Origin of the sequence: Arthrobacter sp. UKPF54-2 (genome assembly GCF_007858535.1) — a bacterium.
Taxonomy (GTDB): Bacteria; Actinomycetota; Actinomycetes; order Actinomycetales; family Micrococcaceae; genus Arthrobacter.
Genome location: NZ_CP040174.1, coordinates 1,900,022 through 1,915,881, shown reverse-complemented (window position 1 = coordinate 1,915,881; position 15,860 = coordinate 1,900,022). Strand labels below are relative to the sequence as shown.

Below are 15,860 nucleotides of genomic sequence, written 5' to 3'. Positions count from 1 at the left end.
TCAGCCCCGGGAAATCTCAATCATTTCCTCGCGCGGCACTACCTTGATGCGTTCCCGCACGACGCCGTCGGCCCCGTGGGCGTCAGTCCACGCCTCTCCGAGGGCCAGCTCGTGCGCATCCAGCCGGTTCCAGCCTTCCCAGGTGGTGTATTCGATGCCGCGTTCCTCCAGCAGGTCGATGATGGCTTGCGGATCGGGGTTCTGGGCCGGCGGGAGCGTGAGCCGGTCCTCAAGCAGGAACCCGATCGTTTCCAGGGCGTCGCCCTTGGTGTGGCCGATCAGGCCAACCGGGCCGCGCTTGATCCAGCCGGTGGCGTAGATGCCGGGGACGGGGTTGCCGGAGGCGTCGAGCACCCGGCCGCCCTCGTTGGGAATGACTCCGCGCCGGGCGTCGTATTCCAGTTCCTCCAGCGGCGAGCCGTGGTAACCGATCGCGCGGTAGACGGCCTGGACCGGGTAGTCGACGAACTCCCCGGTGCCCTTGACGTTGCCCGTGCCGTCCAGCTGCATCCGCTCGAACTTGATCCCGGCCACCTTGCCCGGGCGCGCGGCGTCGTCGTAGATTTCCACCGGGTTATGCAGGAAGTGCAGGTGCAGCCGCCGGGAGGACGGTTCCTCGGATTCGGCGTGCTCCTCGACGAGCCAGTTGCCGAGGGTGTTGACCATGGTCTTGATCTGGTTGTTCGTGCGGATCGCCTCGTCGGAGGCTTCGTCGAACTCGAAGTCCTCGGGGTAGAGCACAATGTCCACATCGTTGGCGTGGGACAGTTCGCGCAGTTCCAGCGGGGTGAACTTCACCTGGGCCGGGCCGCGGCGGCCGAAGACGTGCACGTCCGTGACCGGCGAATTCTTGAGGGCGCGGTACACGTTGTCCGGAATCTCCGTGACGAGCAGGTCGTCCGCGTGCTTGACCAGCATCCGGGCCACGTCCAGGGCCACGTTGCCGTTGCCGATCACCGCAATTTCCTTGGCCTCAAGCGGCCAGTCCCGGGGGACATCGGGGTGCCCGTCGTACCAGGAGACGAAGTCGGCCCCGCCGAACGAGCCCTCCAGTCCGACGCCGGGAATGTCCAGGTCCGCGTCCTTGATGGCGCCCGTGGAGAAGATCACGGCGTCGTAGAAGGCGCGGAAGTCGTGCAGGGTCAGGTCCCTGCCGTAGCTGACGTTGCCGAGGAAACGGATGTCCCCGCGGTCCAGGACCTTGTGCAGCGCGTTGACGATGCCCTTGATCCGCGGATGGTCCGGGGCCACACCGTAGCGGATCAGGCCATAGGGCGCCGGGTAGGCCTCGAACAGGTCGATGCTGACCTCGAAGTCGCCGTCCTTGACCTCGTTGGACTTGGTGAGGATGTCCGCGGCGTAGACACCGGCCGGCCCCGCGCCGACGATCGCGACGCGGAGGGGACGTTTGGACGAAGATTCGGCCGAGTTGGACACGGGAGCCCTTCTGAGTCTTGGCGGGTGCGCCGGCAAATTGGAGCGCACAGTCCCCCATTCTAAATGTCTCCGGCGGTTTCAGCGCTCCGCGCGTGACCGAAATCGCAGGCCCAGGCTGCGCCTGCCGTCAGGAATAGGCGCTCCGGGAGTGGTGTTATTGATCTTGTGCCTATCTCGGACCGATCACCCGCCCCCGCCGCCCTGACGCCGCCGGGCGCCCCGGCCCACGCCCACGCCCCCGCCAGCGGAGCAGCCGCCTCAAAGCCGGGCGAGCTCAAGGCCGTGGACAAGGACACGACGGCGGGAATCCTGTTCGGCGTCGGAGCCTACGGGCTCTGGGGGCTGCTGCCGCTGTACTTCTTTGTGCTGCACCCGGCCGGCGCCGTCGAAATCGTGGCCAACCGAGTGGTGTGGTCCCTGCTGTTCTGCACCCTGCTGATCACCGTCACCCGGTCCTGGCGGGTGATCGGTGCGGCCTTCCGTAACCGCACCGTCATCGGCCCTCTCGCGCTGGCGGCCGGCCTGATCGCGGTCAACTGGCTGACCTACACCTACGGCGTGACCACCGGTCAGGCCGTCGAAACGTCCCTGGGCTACTTCATCAACCCGCTGGTGTCCGTGCTGCTGGGCGTTTTTGTCCTGAAGGAGAAACTGCGACCGCTGCAGTGGGCCGCCGTCGGGATCGGGTTCGTTGCCGTGGGCGTACTGACGTACTCCTACGGGAAGCTGCCGTGGATCGCGCTGACCCTGGCCTTCAGCTTCGGCCTCTACGGTTTCGTCAAGAAACGCGTGGGCCCGCGGGCGGACGCGATCACCAGCCTCTCGGTGGAAACCATTGTGCTGTCCCCGCTCGCCGGGGTGACCATGATCGTCCTGGCCACGACGGGGGCGGCGACCCTGACCAGCAACGGCGCCGGGCACTTCTGGCTGCTCGCTGCTTCGGGCGTCATCACCGCGGTGCCGCTGCTGTTCTTCGGCGCCTCCGCGCGCCGGCTGCCAATGACGACGATCGGTTTGCTGCAGTACTTCGCCCCGGTGCTGCAGTTCATCGTGGCCCTGGTGGTGTTCCGGGAGGCCATGACGCCCGAACGCTGGATCGGCTTCGGCGTCGTCTGGCTCGCCCTGCTGGTGCTGACGGCGGACATGTTGCTCACCACCCGGAAGAACGCCGTCACCCGCCGGCTGGCCCGCGCCGCCGCCTAAGCCCCTAATCCGGCAGCGGCGGCGCCGACCCTCAGTCCTCCGGGCTGCTGTCTATGCGCACGTAGTCGCGCGGCACCACAACCATGGGAACCGGCAGGGCGCGGAGCACCTTGTTGGCTGTGCTCCCGATGAACAGCTTGTTCTTCTCCGCCAACCGGGACGAGCCGACGATCATGATCTCCGCGTCGTCCCACTCGAGGTCGTCGATGGCCTCTTCGATGGTCCGGCCGTGCGCGACCTCCACGCTGACGTGGTGGCCGGCCGGCAGGCGCTCGGCGGCGGCCTTGAGCACGGTGTTGGCGTGGACGTGCGCGGCGTTGACGTTTTCTCCGCCGTCGCCCTCGGCATCCAGCTCAACCAGCGAGACCAGCCGCAGCGGCACGCCGCGGCGTTCGGCGGATTCAATCGCGACGTCGATCGCGGCCTCGGCCCCGGTGCGCCGGCCGACGGCGAGCGTGAGCCTGCTGATCGGTTCCGTGCGCCGGTAGCCTCGGGGGGCCAGGGCCACCGGGACGGGGGAAGCGTGCAGCAGGGCGTTGGCCACGCTGCCGACGCTGTAGCGCTTGAACAGGCCGTTGCTGGCGGCGCCCACCACGATCAGGCCGGCGCGGTACTCGCGGGCGGCGTCGATCAGGCCTGCGGCGAAGGAGTCCGCCTGGCGTACGTGGAACCTGGCTTCCAGGCCCTCCGGAACCAGGGCGAGTCCCTGCCGTTCGGCGGTGAGGACGGCCTGCTCCGCCGCGCTGACGCGGTTCCCTTGCGGGTTCAGCGCGACATACGGGGTGTTCCGGTCCACGACATGGACCAGGTCCAGGTGGGCGCCCTGTGCCCGGGCCATGGCCGAAGCCAGCGCGACGGCGTCGGCGCCGCGGTCGTTGGGTGTGTAGCCAACTACGTATCGCATCTAAGAACCCCTTACGGGTCTGGGGCAGAATCCAGCTTGGCTCCGGGTCTCCGGGCGACGTCGGCCGGTCTGCGTTCCTGCAGTGGTAGGAACGACTCTAGCCCAGCAGCGCCGGGATTAGTGCGGAACTTTGCGGCACCCCGCGGACATAACCAAGGAGCCGCGGACCCATGGGTCCGCGGCTCCTCCGTCCGGCCGGTGCCGGGCGCGCTGTTAGGCGTGGGCGCGGACCGCCCCGGCCAGGACTTCGAGGCCGTCCAGGAGCAGGTCGTCGCAGATCACCAGCGGCGGCAGCAGCCGGATGACGTTGCCGTAGGTGCCGCAGGTGAGGATGATGACGCCCTCCTTGAGGCAGGCGGCGGCGACGGCCTTGGTCAGTTCCGGGTTCGGTTCCTTGGAGCCGGCCTGGACCAGTTCGACGGCGAGCATGGCGCCGCGGCCGCGGACGTCGCCGATCACGGGGAGCTCGGTGGCGAGTTCCTGCAGCTTGCCGAGGGCGATCTCCTCGATGTGGCGGGCGCGGGCGTTGAGGTCGTACTGCTCCATCGAACCGATCGAGGCCAGCGCCGCGGCGCAGGCGACGGGGTTGCCGCCGTAGGTGCCGCCGAGGCCGCCGGGGTGGACGGCGTCGAGCAGCTCGGCGCGACCGGTGATGGCCGAGAGCGGCATGCCGCCGGCGATGCCCTTGGCCATGGTGATGATGTCCGGGACAACACCTTCGTGGTTCACGGCGAACCATTCACCGGTGCGGCAGAAACCGGACTGGACCTCGTCGGCGATGAAGACGATGCCCTTGTCCTTGGCCCAGGCCGCGAGGGCCGGCAGGAAGCCCTCGGCCGGGACGATGAAACCGCCCTCGCCCTGGATCGGCTCGATGATGATCGCGGCCACCGACTCGCCGCCGATCTGCTTCTCGATCATGGTGATGGCGCGCTTGGCGGCCTCGGCACCGGTGATCTCCGGGTTTTCCTCGCGGTACGGGTAGCTCATCGGCATCCGGTAGACCTCCGGCGCGAACGGGCCGAAGTTGGTCTTGTACGGCATGGCCTTGGCGGTCAGCGCCATGGTCAGGTTGGTGCGGCCGTGGTAGGCGTGGTCAAAGGCGACGACGGCGTCCCGGCCGGTGGCGAGGCGGGCCACCTTAACGGCGTTTTCCACGGCCTCGGCGCCAGAGTTGAACAGCACGGTGCGCTTCTCGTGGTCGCCCGGGGTGAGGCGGTTCAGCTGCTCGGCGACGGCCACATAACCCTCGTAAGGGGTGACCATAAAGCAGGTGTGGGTGAAGTGCTCCACGGCCTCCTTGACGGCGCCGACGACGGCGGGATCCGAGGCGCCGACGCTCGTGACGGCGATGCCGGAGCCGAGGTCGATGAAGGAGTTCCCGTCGACGTCGTGGATGATGCCGCCGTCGGCGTCGGCGACGTAGACCGGGACGCTGGAGGCGACGCCGGACGCGACGACGGCCTTGCGGCGCTCGGTCAGGGCGACGGACTTGGGGCCCGGGAAGTCGGCCTGGACGCGGCGCTTCTGCTCAAGGCGGTAAGTGATGTCGTTTGCTGTGGTGGTCATGGGGACGCCTTTCTAAGCGTGCGGGGGTGGGCGGCGAGGCCGGTCAGGCGGCGGGGTCAGTGGGCGTTACGCAGCAGCGCTATGCATCTAATGCGGACATGACGTGCTTGATGCGGGTGTAGTCCTCGACGCCGTACATCGAGAGGTCCTTGCCGTAGCCGGACTGCTTGAAGCCGCCGTGCGGCATCTCGGCGGTGAGCAGGATGTGGGTGTTGATCCAGACGGCGCCGAAATCCAGGTCGCGGCTGACCCGCATGGCGGTGCCGTGGTCCGTGGTCCAGACGCTGGAAGCCAGGGCGTAGTCGACGTCGTTGGCCAGCTCGATCGCCTCGGCCTCGGTGCTGAACTTCTGCACCGTGATGACCGGGCCGAACGTTTCCTTCTGCACGATGTCGTCGGTCTGCTTGGCGCCGGTGACAATGGTGGGCTCGAAGAAGAAGCCTTTCTCCCCCGCCCGGTGGCCGCCGGTCTCGATCTTGCAGTTCGCCGGAAGGTGCTCCACGACGGAGCTGACCGCGTTGAAGTGGTTGATGTTGTTCAGCGGGCCGAAGTAGTTGTCCTCGTCGTTCTGCGAGCCGGTGTGCAGGGTCTTGGTGTGCTCCACCATGGCGGCCACGACGTCGTCGTGCACGGAGTCCTGGACCAGGACGCGGGTGATGGCGGTGCAGTCCTGGCCGGCGTTGAAGAACGCGAACTCGGCGATGGCTGCGGCGCTCTTTTTGATGTCCGCGTCCTTGAACACGATCGCGGGGGCCTTGCCGCCGAGTTCCAGGTGGGCGCGCTTGAGGCCTTTCGCGGCTCCGGAGGCGACGGCGATGCCGGCCCGCACGGACCCGGTGATCGAGACCAGGCCCGGGACCTTGTGCTCGACCATCAGGGAACCGGTCTCGCCGGTGCCGAGGACGACGTTCAGCACGCCGGCCGGGAGGATCTCGCCGGCGAGGCGGGCCAGGACCAGGGTGGACTCCGGCGTGGTGTCGGAGGGCTTGAGCACCACGGTGTTGCCGGCCGCGAGCGCGGGGCCGATCTTCCAGATCGCCATCAGGAACGGGTAGTTCCACGGGGCGACCTGCGCGACGACGCCGATCGGCTCGCGCCGCACGTAGGAGGTGTGGCCGTCGAGGTATTCGCCGGCGGACTTGCCTTCCAGGAGACGGGCGGCCCCGGCGAAGAAGCGCAGCTGGTCGGCGCCCGCGGCGACTTCCTCGGCGGCGATCAGGGAGCGGACCTGGCCGGTGTTGCGGTGCTGGGCTTCGACAAGTTCGTCGCTGTTGGCCTCGACGGCGTCGGCGAGCTTGAGCAGCATCAGCTGGCGCTGGCCGGGGGTGACGTGCTTCCAGCTGGCGAAGGCGTCCTTCGCGGCGGCCATGGCGGCGTCGACGTCGGCCTGCACCGAGACCGGCGCCTTGGCCACCACCTCCCCGTTGGTGGGGTTGACGATGTCCAGCAGGGCGGTCCCGGCGGGGGTGACGAACTCGCCGTTGATGAAGTTCTGCAAGGTTTGAACCACGGTGTACAACCTCTTTCGTGCTGGCCTGGCGAAGGCAGGGGGAAGGGATCTGCGACTGCTCCGAGCCTATGCCAGGCGGCCAAGCCGGGGAATAGGCAGCTGCACACCGAAGCCAGAGGGATTTAGTGCGCTTGACCAGCGCCCGGCTATCCTGATTCCATGGCAATTTCGCTCGCGGCCCTGCTGGGTGTGCCGTCCCTCAAGCTGACCAAGGCGGGCCTCGCGGAGACCACCTGGCACCAGGACATCCACTGGGTGGCGGTGACGGAGCAGGAGGACCCGCAGCGCTTCCTCAACGGCGGGGAGTTGATCCTCACCACCGGGATGCGGCTGCGGAGCGCGCCGGAGCAGCGCCGCTTTGTGCGCCAGGTCCAGCGCGCCGGCGCGGTCGGCATCGGCTTCGGAATCGGCCTGACCCACGAGGCGGTGCCTCCCGCCCTGATCGCGGAGGCCAACCGCTGGGGCTTGCCGGTAGTCGAAGTGCCCTACGAGACACCCTTTATCGCGATCGGCAAGCTCGTCGCCGACGCCCAGTCGGCGGACCACTACGCCAAGCTGGAGCGCCTGATCGCCGGGCATCAGGTCCTGGCCCGCGCCCTGCTGACCGGCGGCGGCCTGGCCGAACTGCTCAAACACCTGGGCTCCATGCTGCGCACCGACATTGTCCTGACGCAGTTCACCGCCCAGCTCTACAACAGCGCAGCCGGCGGCCCCTCGCCCACCGCGGACGGCTGGGCCTCCTACCCGATCCCGACCGGACGCCGCGACGCCTGCACGCTGTGGGTCCGGCACCCGTTCGAGGACTCGGGGATCGTCGGCTACGCGCAAAACCTGATCAGCGTGGAACTCAACAACATGGTCAAGCAGCGCCAGGCGCAGCGGGCCCTCGCCGGGCAGGTGCTCGAGGACGTCATCCACGGGACGCTGGAGCCCACGGAGGCCACCCGGCGCCTGGCCGGCATCGGCGTCAACAGCACCCGCAAGAACGTGGTGCTGCTGGCGGAATCGGCCGCCCACGCCAAGCAGTTGGGCAGTTCCTCGCTGCCGCAGCCGCTGGCGGCGGCCGTGACCGCCGTCGTCGGCAAGGACCTGGTGGTGCTGGTGCACGACGACGGCAGCGGCGCCAGCGCGCTGGCCCGGAGCCTCAGCGACCACCTCGCCGAGGCCGGCATCCACGCCACGATCGGGATCGGCGGCGCGTACACCAAGCCGAACGGCTTGCGCTGGAGCTACTTCGAAGCCCGCGACGCGGCAAGCCACGGCCTGCCCGTCAACGAACCGGAGCGGCTGAGCCTGACCTCACTGCTGCTGGCCAGCGAGGACGTTCCGCTGGCGGACATGGCCAACGAGTCGCTGAACCCGCTCCGGACGTTCGACGCCGCGCACGGCGCCGAACTGATGACCACGCTGGAGAGCTACCTGTCCAACAACGGTTCGGTGGCCGCCGTCGCCGAGGAGCTGACACTGCACCGCAACACGGTCCGCTACCGGCTGGCCCAGATCACCGAACTGACCGGCTACGACCCGGCCCAGACCGCGGACCGGGTGCAGCTGTGGCTGGCGCTGGCCGTCCAGCGGCTCAGCGCCCGCCACCCCCGCTGACGCCCGATCCGCCCCGCGCCGGCCTGGTGGTCCTAGCGGGCGAGGCCCTTGAAGACGTTCTTGGGCCGCTGCATTTCACCGTGCTTGGCACCGAGGACAATCACCCAGCCGGCGAAGACCGGGATGGCCCACTGCAGGACCTTCAGCTGCTGTTGGGCGGACCGGAGTTCCTCCGAGGCCCCGGGCTTGGGCTCCGTCGCGCCCTTGGCACCCTCGGCCGCGAGCTTGTCCACCTTCGCGCCCTGCAGCCCGGCGTAGAGCGTCACGGCGGCACCCGCCAGGGTGACGACGGACTTGTAGACGCTCAGCCGCGTCACACCGTCCTGCTTGGCCATCCGGCCCTTGTTCTCCCACATGATGGCGAGGCCCGAGAGGAAGTGCGCGCCGAATGCCGCCGTCTGGTACGGGGCCCACTTCTTCCAGCCGAGGCTGGAGAGCCGGGTGCGCTCGGCGGGGTCCTTGGCCTCTGCCGTCGCGCCGTTCAGACCGATGGCCCCCATCAGCGAACCGCCGAACCACGCACCAGCGGTCAGGTCGTGGATGGATCGGGCTACAAGATTACCTGCCATGATGAGCGTCCTATCGTGTGATTGCGAATCCGGATCGGTGCAGCCACCTGCGTGACGGCACCTCGCATATGGTAAGCACACTTACCAAAAAGTTGGTAGCCCCGCCGTCCCGGCCGCATCCCGGCACGTAAGCTCGTAGCCATGAAGGAAGACGGTTGACCAGAAAACTGCCCGGCTGGCCGGCGAAGCCGGACCGCGACGCCGTTCTGGGCGATGCCGCCGATGCCGCGGAGGCCGCCTCCAACAGCAGGGTGCTGGACGTGGTCGCACGCTGGGGATTCGCCGTGATGGCCCTGCTTCACATTGTCATCGGGGCGATCGCCGTCGCACTGGTGCTGGGCGCGCCGGGCCAGGCCGAGCCCACCGGTGCCATCGAGCAGCTCGCCGCCAACCCCTGGGGCCCCGCGGTGATGTGGTCCGGCTGCATCGGCTGCGCGGGGCTCGCCCTGTGGCAGCTGAGCGAGGCGACCCTGCGGGCCCGGCACCTGCCGCGCGGCGAACGGCTGGGCAAACTGGTTTCCTCGGGTTTCCTGGCCGTTGCCTACGGCAGCGTCGGTTTCACCTTCGCCAGTTTCGCCGTCGGGGTCCGCAGCGACTCGGGTGATTCCACCGCCGCCTTCAGCGAGGCCCTGATGAACCGGCCGCTGGGCGCGCCGCTGCTGATCGGCCTGGGCCTGACCGTGAGCGGGATCGGCGTCTACTTTGTGGTGAAGGGCCTGGGCAAGAAGTTCAAGGAGGAGCTGCGGCACTTCGAGGGGACCCACCGCGGCCACCTCGTCAGCGCCCTGGGCGTCGCCGGCCACGTCGCCAAGGGCCTGGCGCTGGTCCTGACGGGGCTGCTGTTCGTGATGGCCGCAGCCACCAACGACCCGGGCTCATCCACCGGGCTGGACGGCAGCCTCAAGGCGCTGCAGCACCATCCGTTCGGGCCCTTCCTGCTCCTGGCGATCGGCGCCGGGTTCATCGCCTACGGCGTGTTCGCCCTGATCCGGGCCAAGTTCGGGCGGATGTAGGTCCTCAGCGCAGCGGGACGACCGGGCCCTCCTGGTACAGCAGCGCGCGGATTTCCGACTCGGCCGAGTCCAGCCGCTTCGGGTCGATCGTCTCCCCTGCGGCGAAGTGGTCCAGCAGGCGGGGATCCACGTAGCTCTTCCTGGCGATCGACGGCGTGTTCCCGAGTACCGCCGCCGCGTCCACCATGGCGCGGCTCACGGCGCGTTTCCGGGCTGAGACCTTCGCCTGCGGCCCGCTCCGGGCCAGGCTCACGGCCGCGGCGACCGTCCCGCGCAGGGTGCGGAAGTCCTTGGCGGTGAAGTCCCCGCCGGTGCGCTCCTTGACGTACTCGTTGATCTCCGCGCTGGTGACCGGATGCCAGCTGCGTCCGTCTTTGTAGGCGAGCAGGCGGGCATTGCCGCCGCGGCGCTTAAGCGAGCGGACGACGTCGGCCAGGTCGGCGTCGTCGATCCGGGATTCCCAGGTTTTGCCGCTCTTGGCCGGGAAGCTGAGCCGGAGCTCGTTCTTGCGCACCTTCACATGTGCGCAGAGCAGGGTGGCCAGGCCGTGGCTGCCGTTCTCGTTGGTGTACCGCTCGGATCCCACGCGCAGCGATCCGCTGTCCAGCATCCGGAAGCCGGCCGCCAGCACACGCTCCCGGGTGAGCCCTTCGGAGCGCAGGTCCAGCGTCACGAGCCGGCGCGCGGACGGCAGGGTCTCGGCGAGCTGGAGCGACCGGTCGAACTTGAGCCGGTCCTTCCGTTCCCGCCAGCTGGGGTGGTAGATGTACTGGCGCCGGCCGACGGCGTCGAGCCCGGTGGCCTGGATGTGGCCGTTCTCGTAGGGCGCGATCCAGACGTCGGTCCAGGCCGGCGGGATCCCGATGCTTTCCAGCCGGTCCCGCACCGGGCCGGGCGCCAGGGTGGAGCCGTCCAGGTCCTTGTAGCTGAAGCCGGTGCCGGCCGCGACCCGGCGGTACCCGCGGCCGGACGCGTTGCTGTGACGGAGCCTCATCGGCGGACACCCGGGCCGGCGGTTTGCGTGCGCTGCTCATCCATGACGGTAAGCCTACTGACTACCCGCCGGGATTTCCCGCCTTTGCTGCGGTTCGATCGGGGGTCAGACCTCAGCGGCCACGCCGCCGCGGGAGATTTCCACCATCTCCTCGCGCGGGACCACCTTGATGCGTTCGCGCTGGACGGCGACGCCGTGCGACTCGCCGGCCGCGCTGGCCTTCTCGCCGAGGGAGCGTTCGTGCGCGTCCAGGGCCAGCCAGCCTTCCCAGCTGGTGTACTCGACGCCGCGGCCCGCCAGCAGCTCGACGATTGCCTGCGGCGCGGGTGCTGCCGCGGCCAGCGGCAGGTCCTCTCGGTCCTCGAGCAGGTGGGTCACGGTTTCCAGCGCGTCGCCCTTGGTGTGGCCGATCAGCCCGACCGGGCCGCGTTTGATCCAGCCGGTCGCGTAGATGCCCGGCACGTGGGTGCCGGCAGCGTCCAGGACGCGACCGCCGTCGTTCGGGACGACGCCCTTGCTGTGGTCGAACTCGATCTCGGGCAGCGCGGAGCCGAAGTAGCCGACCGCACGGTAGACGGCCTGGACCGGGTAGTCGACGAACTCGCCGGTGCCGCGGGCGTTGCCGGTGCCGTCGAGTTCGGTTCGCTCGAACTTGATGCCGGCGACGCGGCCTGGGGTTTCGGCGTCGTCGTACACCTCCACCGGGCTGTGCAGGAAGTGCAGGTGCAGGCGGCGGGAGGCCGTGAGCTCGGCGAGGTCCTCGGGCTGTTCGGCGATCCAGTTGGTGAGGGTGCCCACCATGGTCTTGGTCTGGTTGTTGCTCTGGATCTGGCGGTCAGATTCGGCGTCGAACTCGAAGTCCTCGGCGTAGAGGATGATGTCCACGTCCTTGGAGTGGGAGAGTTCGCGCAGCTCCAGCGGGGTGAACTTGACCTGGGCCGGGCCGCGGCGGCCGAAGACATGGACGTCCGTGACGGGCGAGGCTTTCAGACCGGCGTAGACGTTGTCCGGGATTTCGGAGACCAGGAGGTCGTCGGCGTGCTTGGAGAGCATCCGGGCTACGTCTAGGGCGACGTTGCCGTTGCCGATCACCGCAACCTCCTTGGCGTCCAGCGGCCAGTCGCGGGGCACGTCGGGGTGGCCGTCGTACCAGGAGACGAAGTCGGCGCCGCCGTAGGAGCCCTCGAGTTCGATGCCGGGGATGTTCAGGTCCGCGTCCTTGATGGCGCCGGTGGCGAAGATGACGGCGTCGTAGTGCGTCCGGAGGTCCTCGAGGGTGAGGTCCGTGCCGTAGTCCACGTTGCCGAAGAAACGGATGTCACCGCGGTCCAGGACCTTGTGCAGGGCGTTGACGATGCCCTTGATCCGCGGGTGGTCCGGGGCCACGCCGTAGCGGATCAGGCCGTACGGCGCCGGGTAGCGGTCGAAGAGGTCGATGCTGACCGTCAGCCCGCCGCTTTTGACGGCCTCGCTCTTGGTCAGGATGTCCGCGGCGTAGACGCCGGCGGGGCCGGAGCCGACGACGGCGACGCGCAGCGGGCGGGCGGCAGTTCCTACGGTGGTGTTCGTTGACACGGCGGTGTTCCTTTGGGTCGTTCCGGGTGCTGCGGGTGAAACTAACGGGCGGCGACGCGCGGGGCGTTCGGGGTCGTGGTGCCGTAGTCCGCCGTCTTGAAGTGCGACGGCGCGAACGGGCTGACCCGGACCACGTCGCCGATCACAATCACGGCAGGATTCGCGACGGACGCCGCTTCCGCCTGGTCTGCGATGGTCCCGAGCGTGCCGATGGTCACCCGCTGGTTCGGCAAATAACCATTCTCTACGATGCCAACCGGCGTCTCCGCTGGCAAACCGGCCCGGGCCAGGGAGTCCGCGGAGGCGCGCAGCTGGCCCACCCCCATGAGCAGAATCACGGTGTGGTCGGGGCGGGCCGGGACCTCGGCGAGTTCCTCGTGGCCGGTGACAACGCTGAAGCCCTTGGCGAGCCCGCGGTGTGTGACCGGGATGCCGGCCGCGGCCGGCACCGAGATGGCGGAGGTGACGCCGGGCACCACTTCGACCTCGACGCCGTGCTGCCGGCAGAACTCGGCTTCCTCGCCGCCGCGGCCCAGGACGTAGGGGTCTCCGCCCTTGAGCCGGACCACCCGGTGGCCGGCGAGGGCCTCGTCCACCAGGATGCGGTTGATCTCGGCCTGCGGCACGGGATGGTGGCCGGGGGTCTTGCCGACTTCTACCACGCGGACGTCGGGGGCCAGCTCGGCCAGCAGGTTGCGCGGGCCGAGCCGGTCGGCGACGACGACGTCGGCCTGGCCCAGGAGCCGCCGGCCGCGGACGGTGATCAGACCCGAGACGCCGGGGCCGCCGCCCACGAGGGCCACCGAACCGGCGGTTGCGTCCGTCTGGGCGCGGTGCCGGCGCAGCGGCAGGTCCCCGGTTTCCAGGGCCGTGGCGACGGCGTCGCGCAGAGCCATGGCCCGGCGCGGGTCTCCCCCGGCGTTGACGGCGATCTTGACGTCGTCCACAACGGCGACGGCGGGTGTCCAGGCGGCGGAGGCGTCATGGTCGGAGGCGTTGACGCACCAGATCCGCTGCGCCTCGGCGTCGGCAGCGACCTGGGTGTCCACGGCGGCGTAGCCGGTGGCCGTCTGGACGAACCAGACGCCGTCGACGTCGGAGGACCGGTAGGGGCGCGGTTGCCAGTCCAGCAGTCCGGCGCCGGCGAGGTCGTCCAGGGCCGGGCAGGCTGCCGGCGCGACGACCGTGACCTGAGCGCCGGCGTCGAGCAGTCCCTTGGCGCGGCGCGCGGCGACGGGGCCGCCGCCGACCACCAGCACCCGGCGGCCGAGCAGGCGCAGGGCCGTGGGGTAAATGTCCTGAATTGCCATGCATCGACGATAGGGCGGCGTCATCCGGCGGAACAACGGTGCGGAAACACCCGGTCACGCAGGGTAACGCTGGGTCACAAACCGTTCCGCGCGCGCTACTTCACGGCAATGAGCTCGATCAGTTTGATGTCGGGGTCCTTGGACAGCAGCGTGGGCCCGTGTTCGCCGAGCGCCGCGGGGATGGCCCCCTTGAGGTGGGCCTGGCGGTCCTCTTCGGTGTCAAAGGAGTCGAAGATGCCGAACGTGTAATCGTTGATCCGGAAGGCGTACCAGGTCCTCGTCCCGGGTTCCTTCAGCACGATCTCGCGTCCGCCGTTGAGGAAGTCCCAGACCTCCTGTTCCTTCCCCAGTTTGGCTTCGACTATTGCCAGCACTCCAAATTTTGGTGCCACGGCTGTCTCCTCAGGAGTTTGAGTGGGCCGGCCATAAACCGGCCTCTAGCCGTGAGTGTAGGCCTGCCTCTGACACCAGACAACAGCAGAAGGACGCCCCTAGCGGGTGCTGCCGGCGAGGAGGCCGCGGCGGCGCAGCAGGCGCTTTTCGATCGGGGCGAAGACCAGGAGCTCAACCAGGATGCCAACGGCGAGGATCAGCGCGATGGCGGCCAGCACAATGGTCATGTCGGCCAAGTCGCGGCCCTGGTTCAGCATGGAGCCAAGGCCGAAGCCCATACTGCCGCCCACGGTGATGATTTCCGCGGCCATGAGCGAGCGCCAGGAGAAGGCCCAGCCCTGTTTGAGGCCGCTCAGGTAGCCGGGCAGCGCGGCCGGGAGGACGATCTGCAGTGCAAGCTGGAGGCGGGAGGCGCCCAGCACCGTCGCCACCCGGCGGTACTGCGGCGGGATCTGGTCGACGCCGGAGATGAGGCCATTGATGATCGAGGGGATCGCGCCCATCAGCACCACAAAGTACACGGTGGCGTCGCTCAGGCCGAACCAGATGATGGCGGCCGGCACCCACGCCACGGAGGGCAACACCTGCAGGCCGGAAATCAGCGGACCGAAGGCGCGGCGGAGCGGGGCGACCTGGGCCAGCAGCAGGCCCACCGGCGTCGCAATAGCGACGCTGACCAGGAAGCCGGCAATGCCGCGCTGCAGCGAGGTCCAAACGGCCTCCTGCAGCTTGGCCTCGCCCCAGAGGGTGCCGAGCTGGTCGACGACGTCCAGCGGACCGGGCACCAGGTCGCGGCGTTTGATGCCGAGCCAGACGTACACCTGCCATGCCACCAGCAGCACGGCGAGCGCTGCTACCGGCAGCAGGATCCGGCTCCAGTCGATCCGGGCCTTGCGGACGGCGTCGGACTGCAGCGAATCGAGCCCGGCCTCAAGCTCGCGGAGGTCGGCCGAACCGGTGGAAGTCCGGGTCAGGGCGGCGTGGATCTTGAGGGTCTCGGTGTGGGCTTCGGCCACGGGGAGGGGGCTATTGGGCATGGCGGCGGATCTCCTCGCGTAGCCGGGCAGTGATGGTGCCGGTCAGCTGGCCGGCCAGGCCGGCGTCGGTGCGGTGCTCCTCCGAGACGTGCCATTCCTGGACCACGCGGCCGGGCCGCGAGGAGAGCAGCAGCACCCGCTGGCCCAGCCGGACAGCTTCCCGGACGTTGTGCGTGACAAAGACGATCGTGCGGCCGGTCTCCTTCCAGATCCGCTCCAGCTCGTCGTGCAGCAGGTCCCGGGTGATCGCGTCCAGCGCGGCGAAGGGCTCGTCCATCAGGAGCAGCTGCCGGTCCTGGGCCAGGGATCTGGCCAGTGCCACGCGCTGGCGCATGCCGCCGGACAACTCGTGCGGCCGTTTGTCCCCGGCCCCGCCCAGGTGCACCAGGTCCAGGAGCTCCCCGGCCTGCACCCGGCGCTCGGCCTTGGCCACGCCGCGCAGCTTGAGGGCAAGTTCCACGTTTTCCCGGGCGGTGAGCCACGGGAACAGTGCCGCGTCCTGGAACATAAAGGCGGCGCCGTCGCTGGGCACCTCCAGGGCGCCCGACGTCGGGGCCTCCAGCCCGGCCATAATGTTCAGCAGCGTGGACTTGCCGCAGCCGGAGGCTCCGAGCAGGGCGACGAATTCGCCCTGCCCGATGCTGGCGTTGACGCCGTCCAGCACCGGGGCGCCGTCGCCGAAGCGCTTGCCCAGGTTTTCCAGTACGACTGGCATGGTCACGTCCTTCGTGGTGGTGGCGGCAG

Annotated in this window: 14 protein-coding genes; 3 read left to right on the top strand and 11 right to left on the bottom strand. The window is 69.1% G+C overall.

All coding sequences use genetic code 11. The features are described from left to right. Entirely contained in the window at positions 1–1,437 is a 1,437-nt protein-coding gene (locus E7Y32_RS08735; RefSeq protein ID WP_146336789.1) for an FAD-dependent oxidoreductase, read from the bottom strand. A gap of 156 nt (positions 1,438–1,593) precedes the next feature. On the opposite strand from E7Y32_RS08735, the gene rarD reads away from it, so the two are divergent. Beyond that, complete coding sequence (gene rarD, locus E7Y32_RS08730; RefSeq protein WP_395940452.1) at positions 1,594–2,640, top strand: EamA family transporter RarD; 1,047 nt, start codon at positions 1,594–1,596, stop codon at positions 2,638–2,640. Between the two features lie 31 nt (positions 2,641–2,671). Here rarD and E7Y32_RS08725 read toward each other — a convergent pair whose 3' ends face one another. The 3 genes from E7Y32_RS08725 to E7Y32_RS08715 form a co-directional block, all read right to left on the bottom strand. Continuing rightward, positions 2,672–3,544, bottom strand: a complete 873-nt coding sequence (locus tag E7Y32_RS08725; RefSeq protein ID WP_146336787.1) for a universal stress protein — start codon at positions 3,542–3,544, stop codon at positions 2,672–2,674. A 213-nt stretch (positions 3,545–3,757) separates the two neighbouring features. After that, a complete protein-coding gene (gene gabT, locus E7Y32_RS08720) occupies positions 3,758–5,113 on the bottom strand; it encodes a 4-aminobutyrate--2-oxoglutarate transaminase (RefSeq protein WP_146336786.1) in 1,356 nt (451 codons plus the stop codon). A gap of 79 nt (positions 5,114–5,192) precedes the next feature. After that, on the bottom strand, positions 5,193–6,623 hold the full coding sequence (locus E7Y32_RS08715) for an aminobutyraldehyde dehydrogenase (RefSeq protein ID WP_146336785.1): 1,431 nt from the start codon (positions 6,621–6,623) through the stop codon (positions 5,193–5,195). A 159-nt stretch (positions 6,624–6,782) separates the two neighbouring features. On the opposite strand from E7Y32_RS08715, the gene E7Y32_RS08710 reads away from it, so the two are divergent. Then, positions 6,783–8,225 carry a PucR family transcriptional regulator gene (locus E7Y32_RS08710; RefSeq protein ID WP_146336784.1) on the top strand — a complete coding sequence of 481 codons (1,443 nt, stop codon included), beginning with the start codon at positions 6,783–6,785 and terminating at the stop codon, positions 8,223–8,225. Positions 8,226–8,257: 32 nt separating this feature from the next. On the opposite strand, the gene E7Y32_RS08705 is transcribed toward E7Y32_RS08710, so the two are convergent. Beyond that, positions 8,258–8,794 carry a hypothetical protein gene (locus E7Y32_RS08705; RefSeq protein WP_146336783.1) on the bottom strand — a complete coding sequence of 179 codons (537 nt, stop codon included), beginning with the start codon at positions 8,792–8,794 and terminating at the stop codon, positions 8,258–8,260. A 155-nt stretch (positions 8,795–8,949) separates the two neighbouring features. Between E7Y32_RS08705 and E7Y32_RS08700 the strand changes: the two genes are divergently transcribed. Next, positions 8,950–9,807, top strand: a complete 858-nt coding sequence (locus E7Y32_RS08700) for a DUF1206 domain-containing protein (protein WP_261382388.1) — start codon at positions 8,950–8,952, stop codon at positions 9,805–9,807. A gap of 4 nt (positions 9,808–9,811) precedes the next feature. Here the strand turns inward: E7Y32_RS08700 and E7Y32_RS08695 are convergent, their stop codons facing one another. From E7Y32_RS08695 to E7Y32_RS08670, 6 genes are all read right to left on the bottom strand, one after another. Continuing rightward, positions 9,812–10,801 (bottom strand): DNA topoisomerase IB, encoded by a 990-nt coding sequence (locus E7Y32_RS08695; RefSeq protein WP_146336782.1) that lies wholly within the window; start codon positions 10,799–10,801, stop codon positions 9,812–9,814. A gap of 105 nt (positions 10,802–10,906) precedes the next feature. Continuing rightward, complete coding sequence (locus tag E7Y32_RS08690; protein ID WP_146336781.1) at positions 10,907–12,376, bottom strand: FAD-dependent oxidoreductase; 1,470 nt, start codon at positions 12,374–12,376, stop codon at positions 10,907–10,909. 41 nt (positions 12,377–12,417) lie between these two features. Next, positions 12,418–13,686 (bottom strand): uroporphyrinogen-III C-methyltransferase, encoded by a 1,269-nt coding sequence (gene cobA / locus E7Y32_RS08685; protein ID WP_146336780.1) that lies wholly within the window; start codon positions 13,684–13,686, stop codon positions 12,418–12,420. A gap of 95 nt (positions 13,687–13,781) precedes the next feature. Further along, a complete protein-coding gene (locus E7Y32_RS08680; RefSeq protein ID WP_146336779.1) occupies positions 13,782–14,078 on the bottom strand; it encodes a putative quinol monooxygenase in 297 nt (98 codons plus the stop codon). Positions 14,079–14,177: 99 nt separating this feature from the next. After that, on the bottom strand, positions 14,178–15,116 hold the full coding sequence (locus tag E7Y32_RS08675; protein WP_146336778.1) for an ABC transporter permease: 939 nt from the start codon (positions 15,114–15,116) through the stop codon (positions 14,178–14,180). Further along, positions 15,106–15,831: an ABC transporter ATP-binding protein gene (locus tag E7Y32_RS08670; protein ID WP_146336777.1), complete on the bottom strand. Its 726-nt coding sequence runs from the start codon at positions 15,829–15,831 to the stop codon at positions 15,106–15,108. The genes E7Y32_RS08675 and E7Y32_RS08670 overlap by 11 nt, the downstream gene beginning before the upstream one ends. Positions 15,832–15,860: the final 29 nt, after the last annotated feature.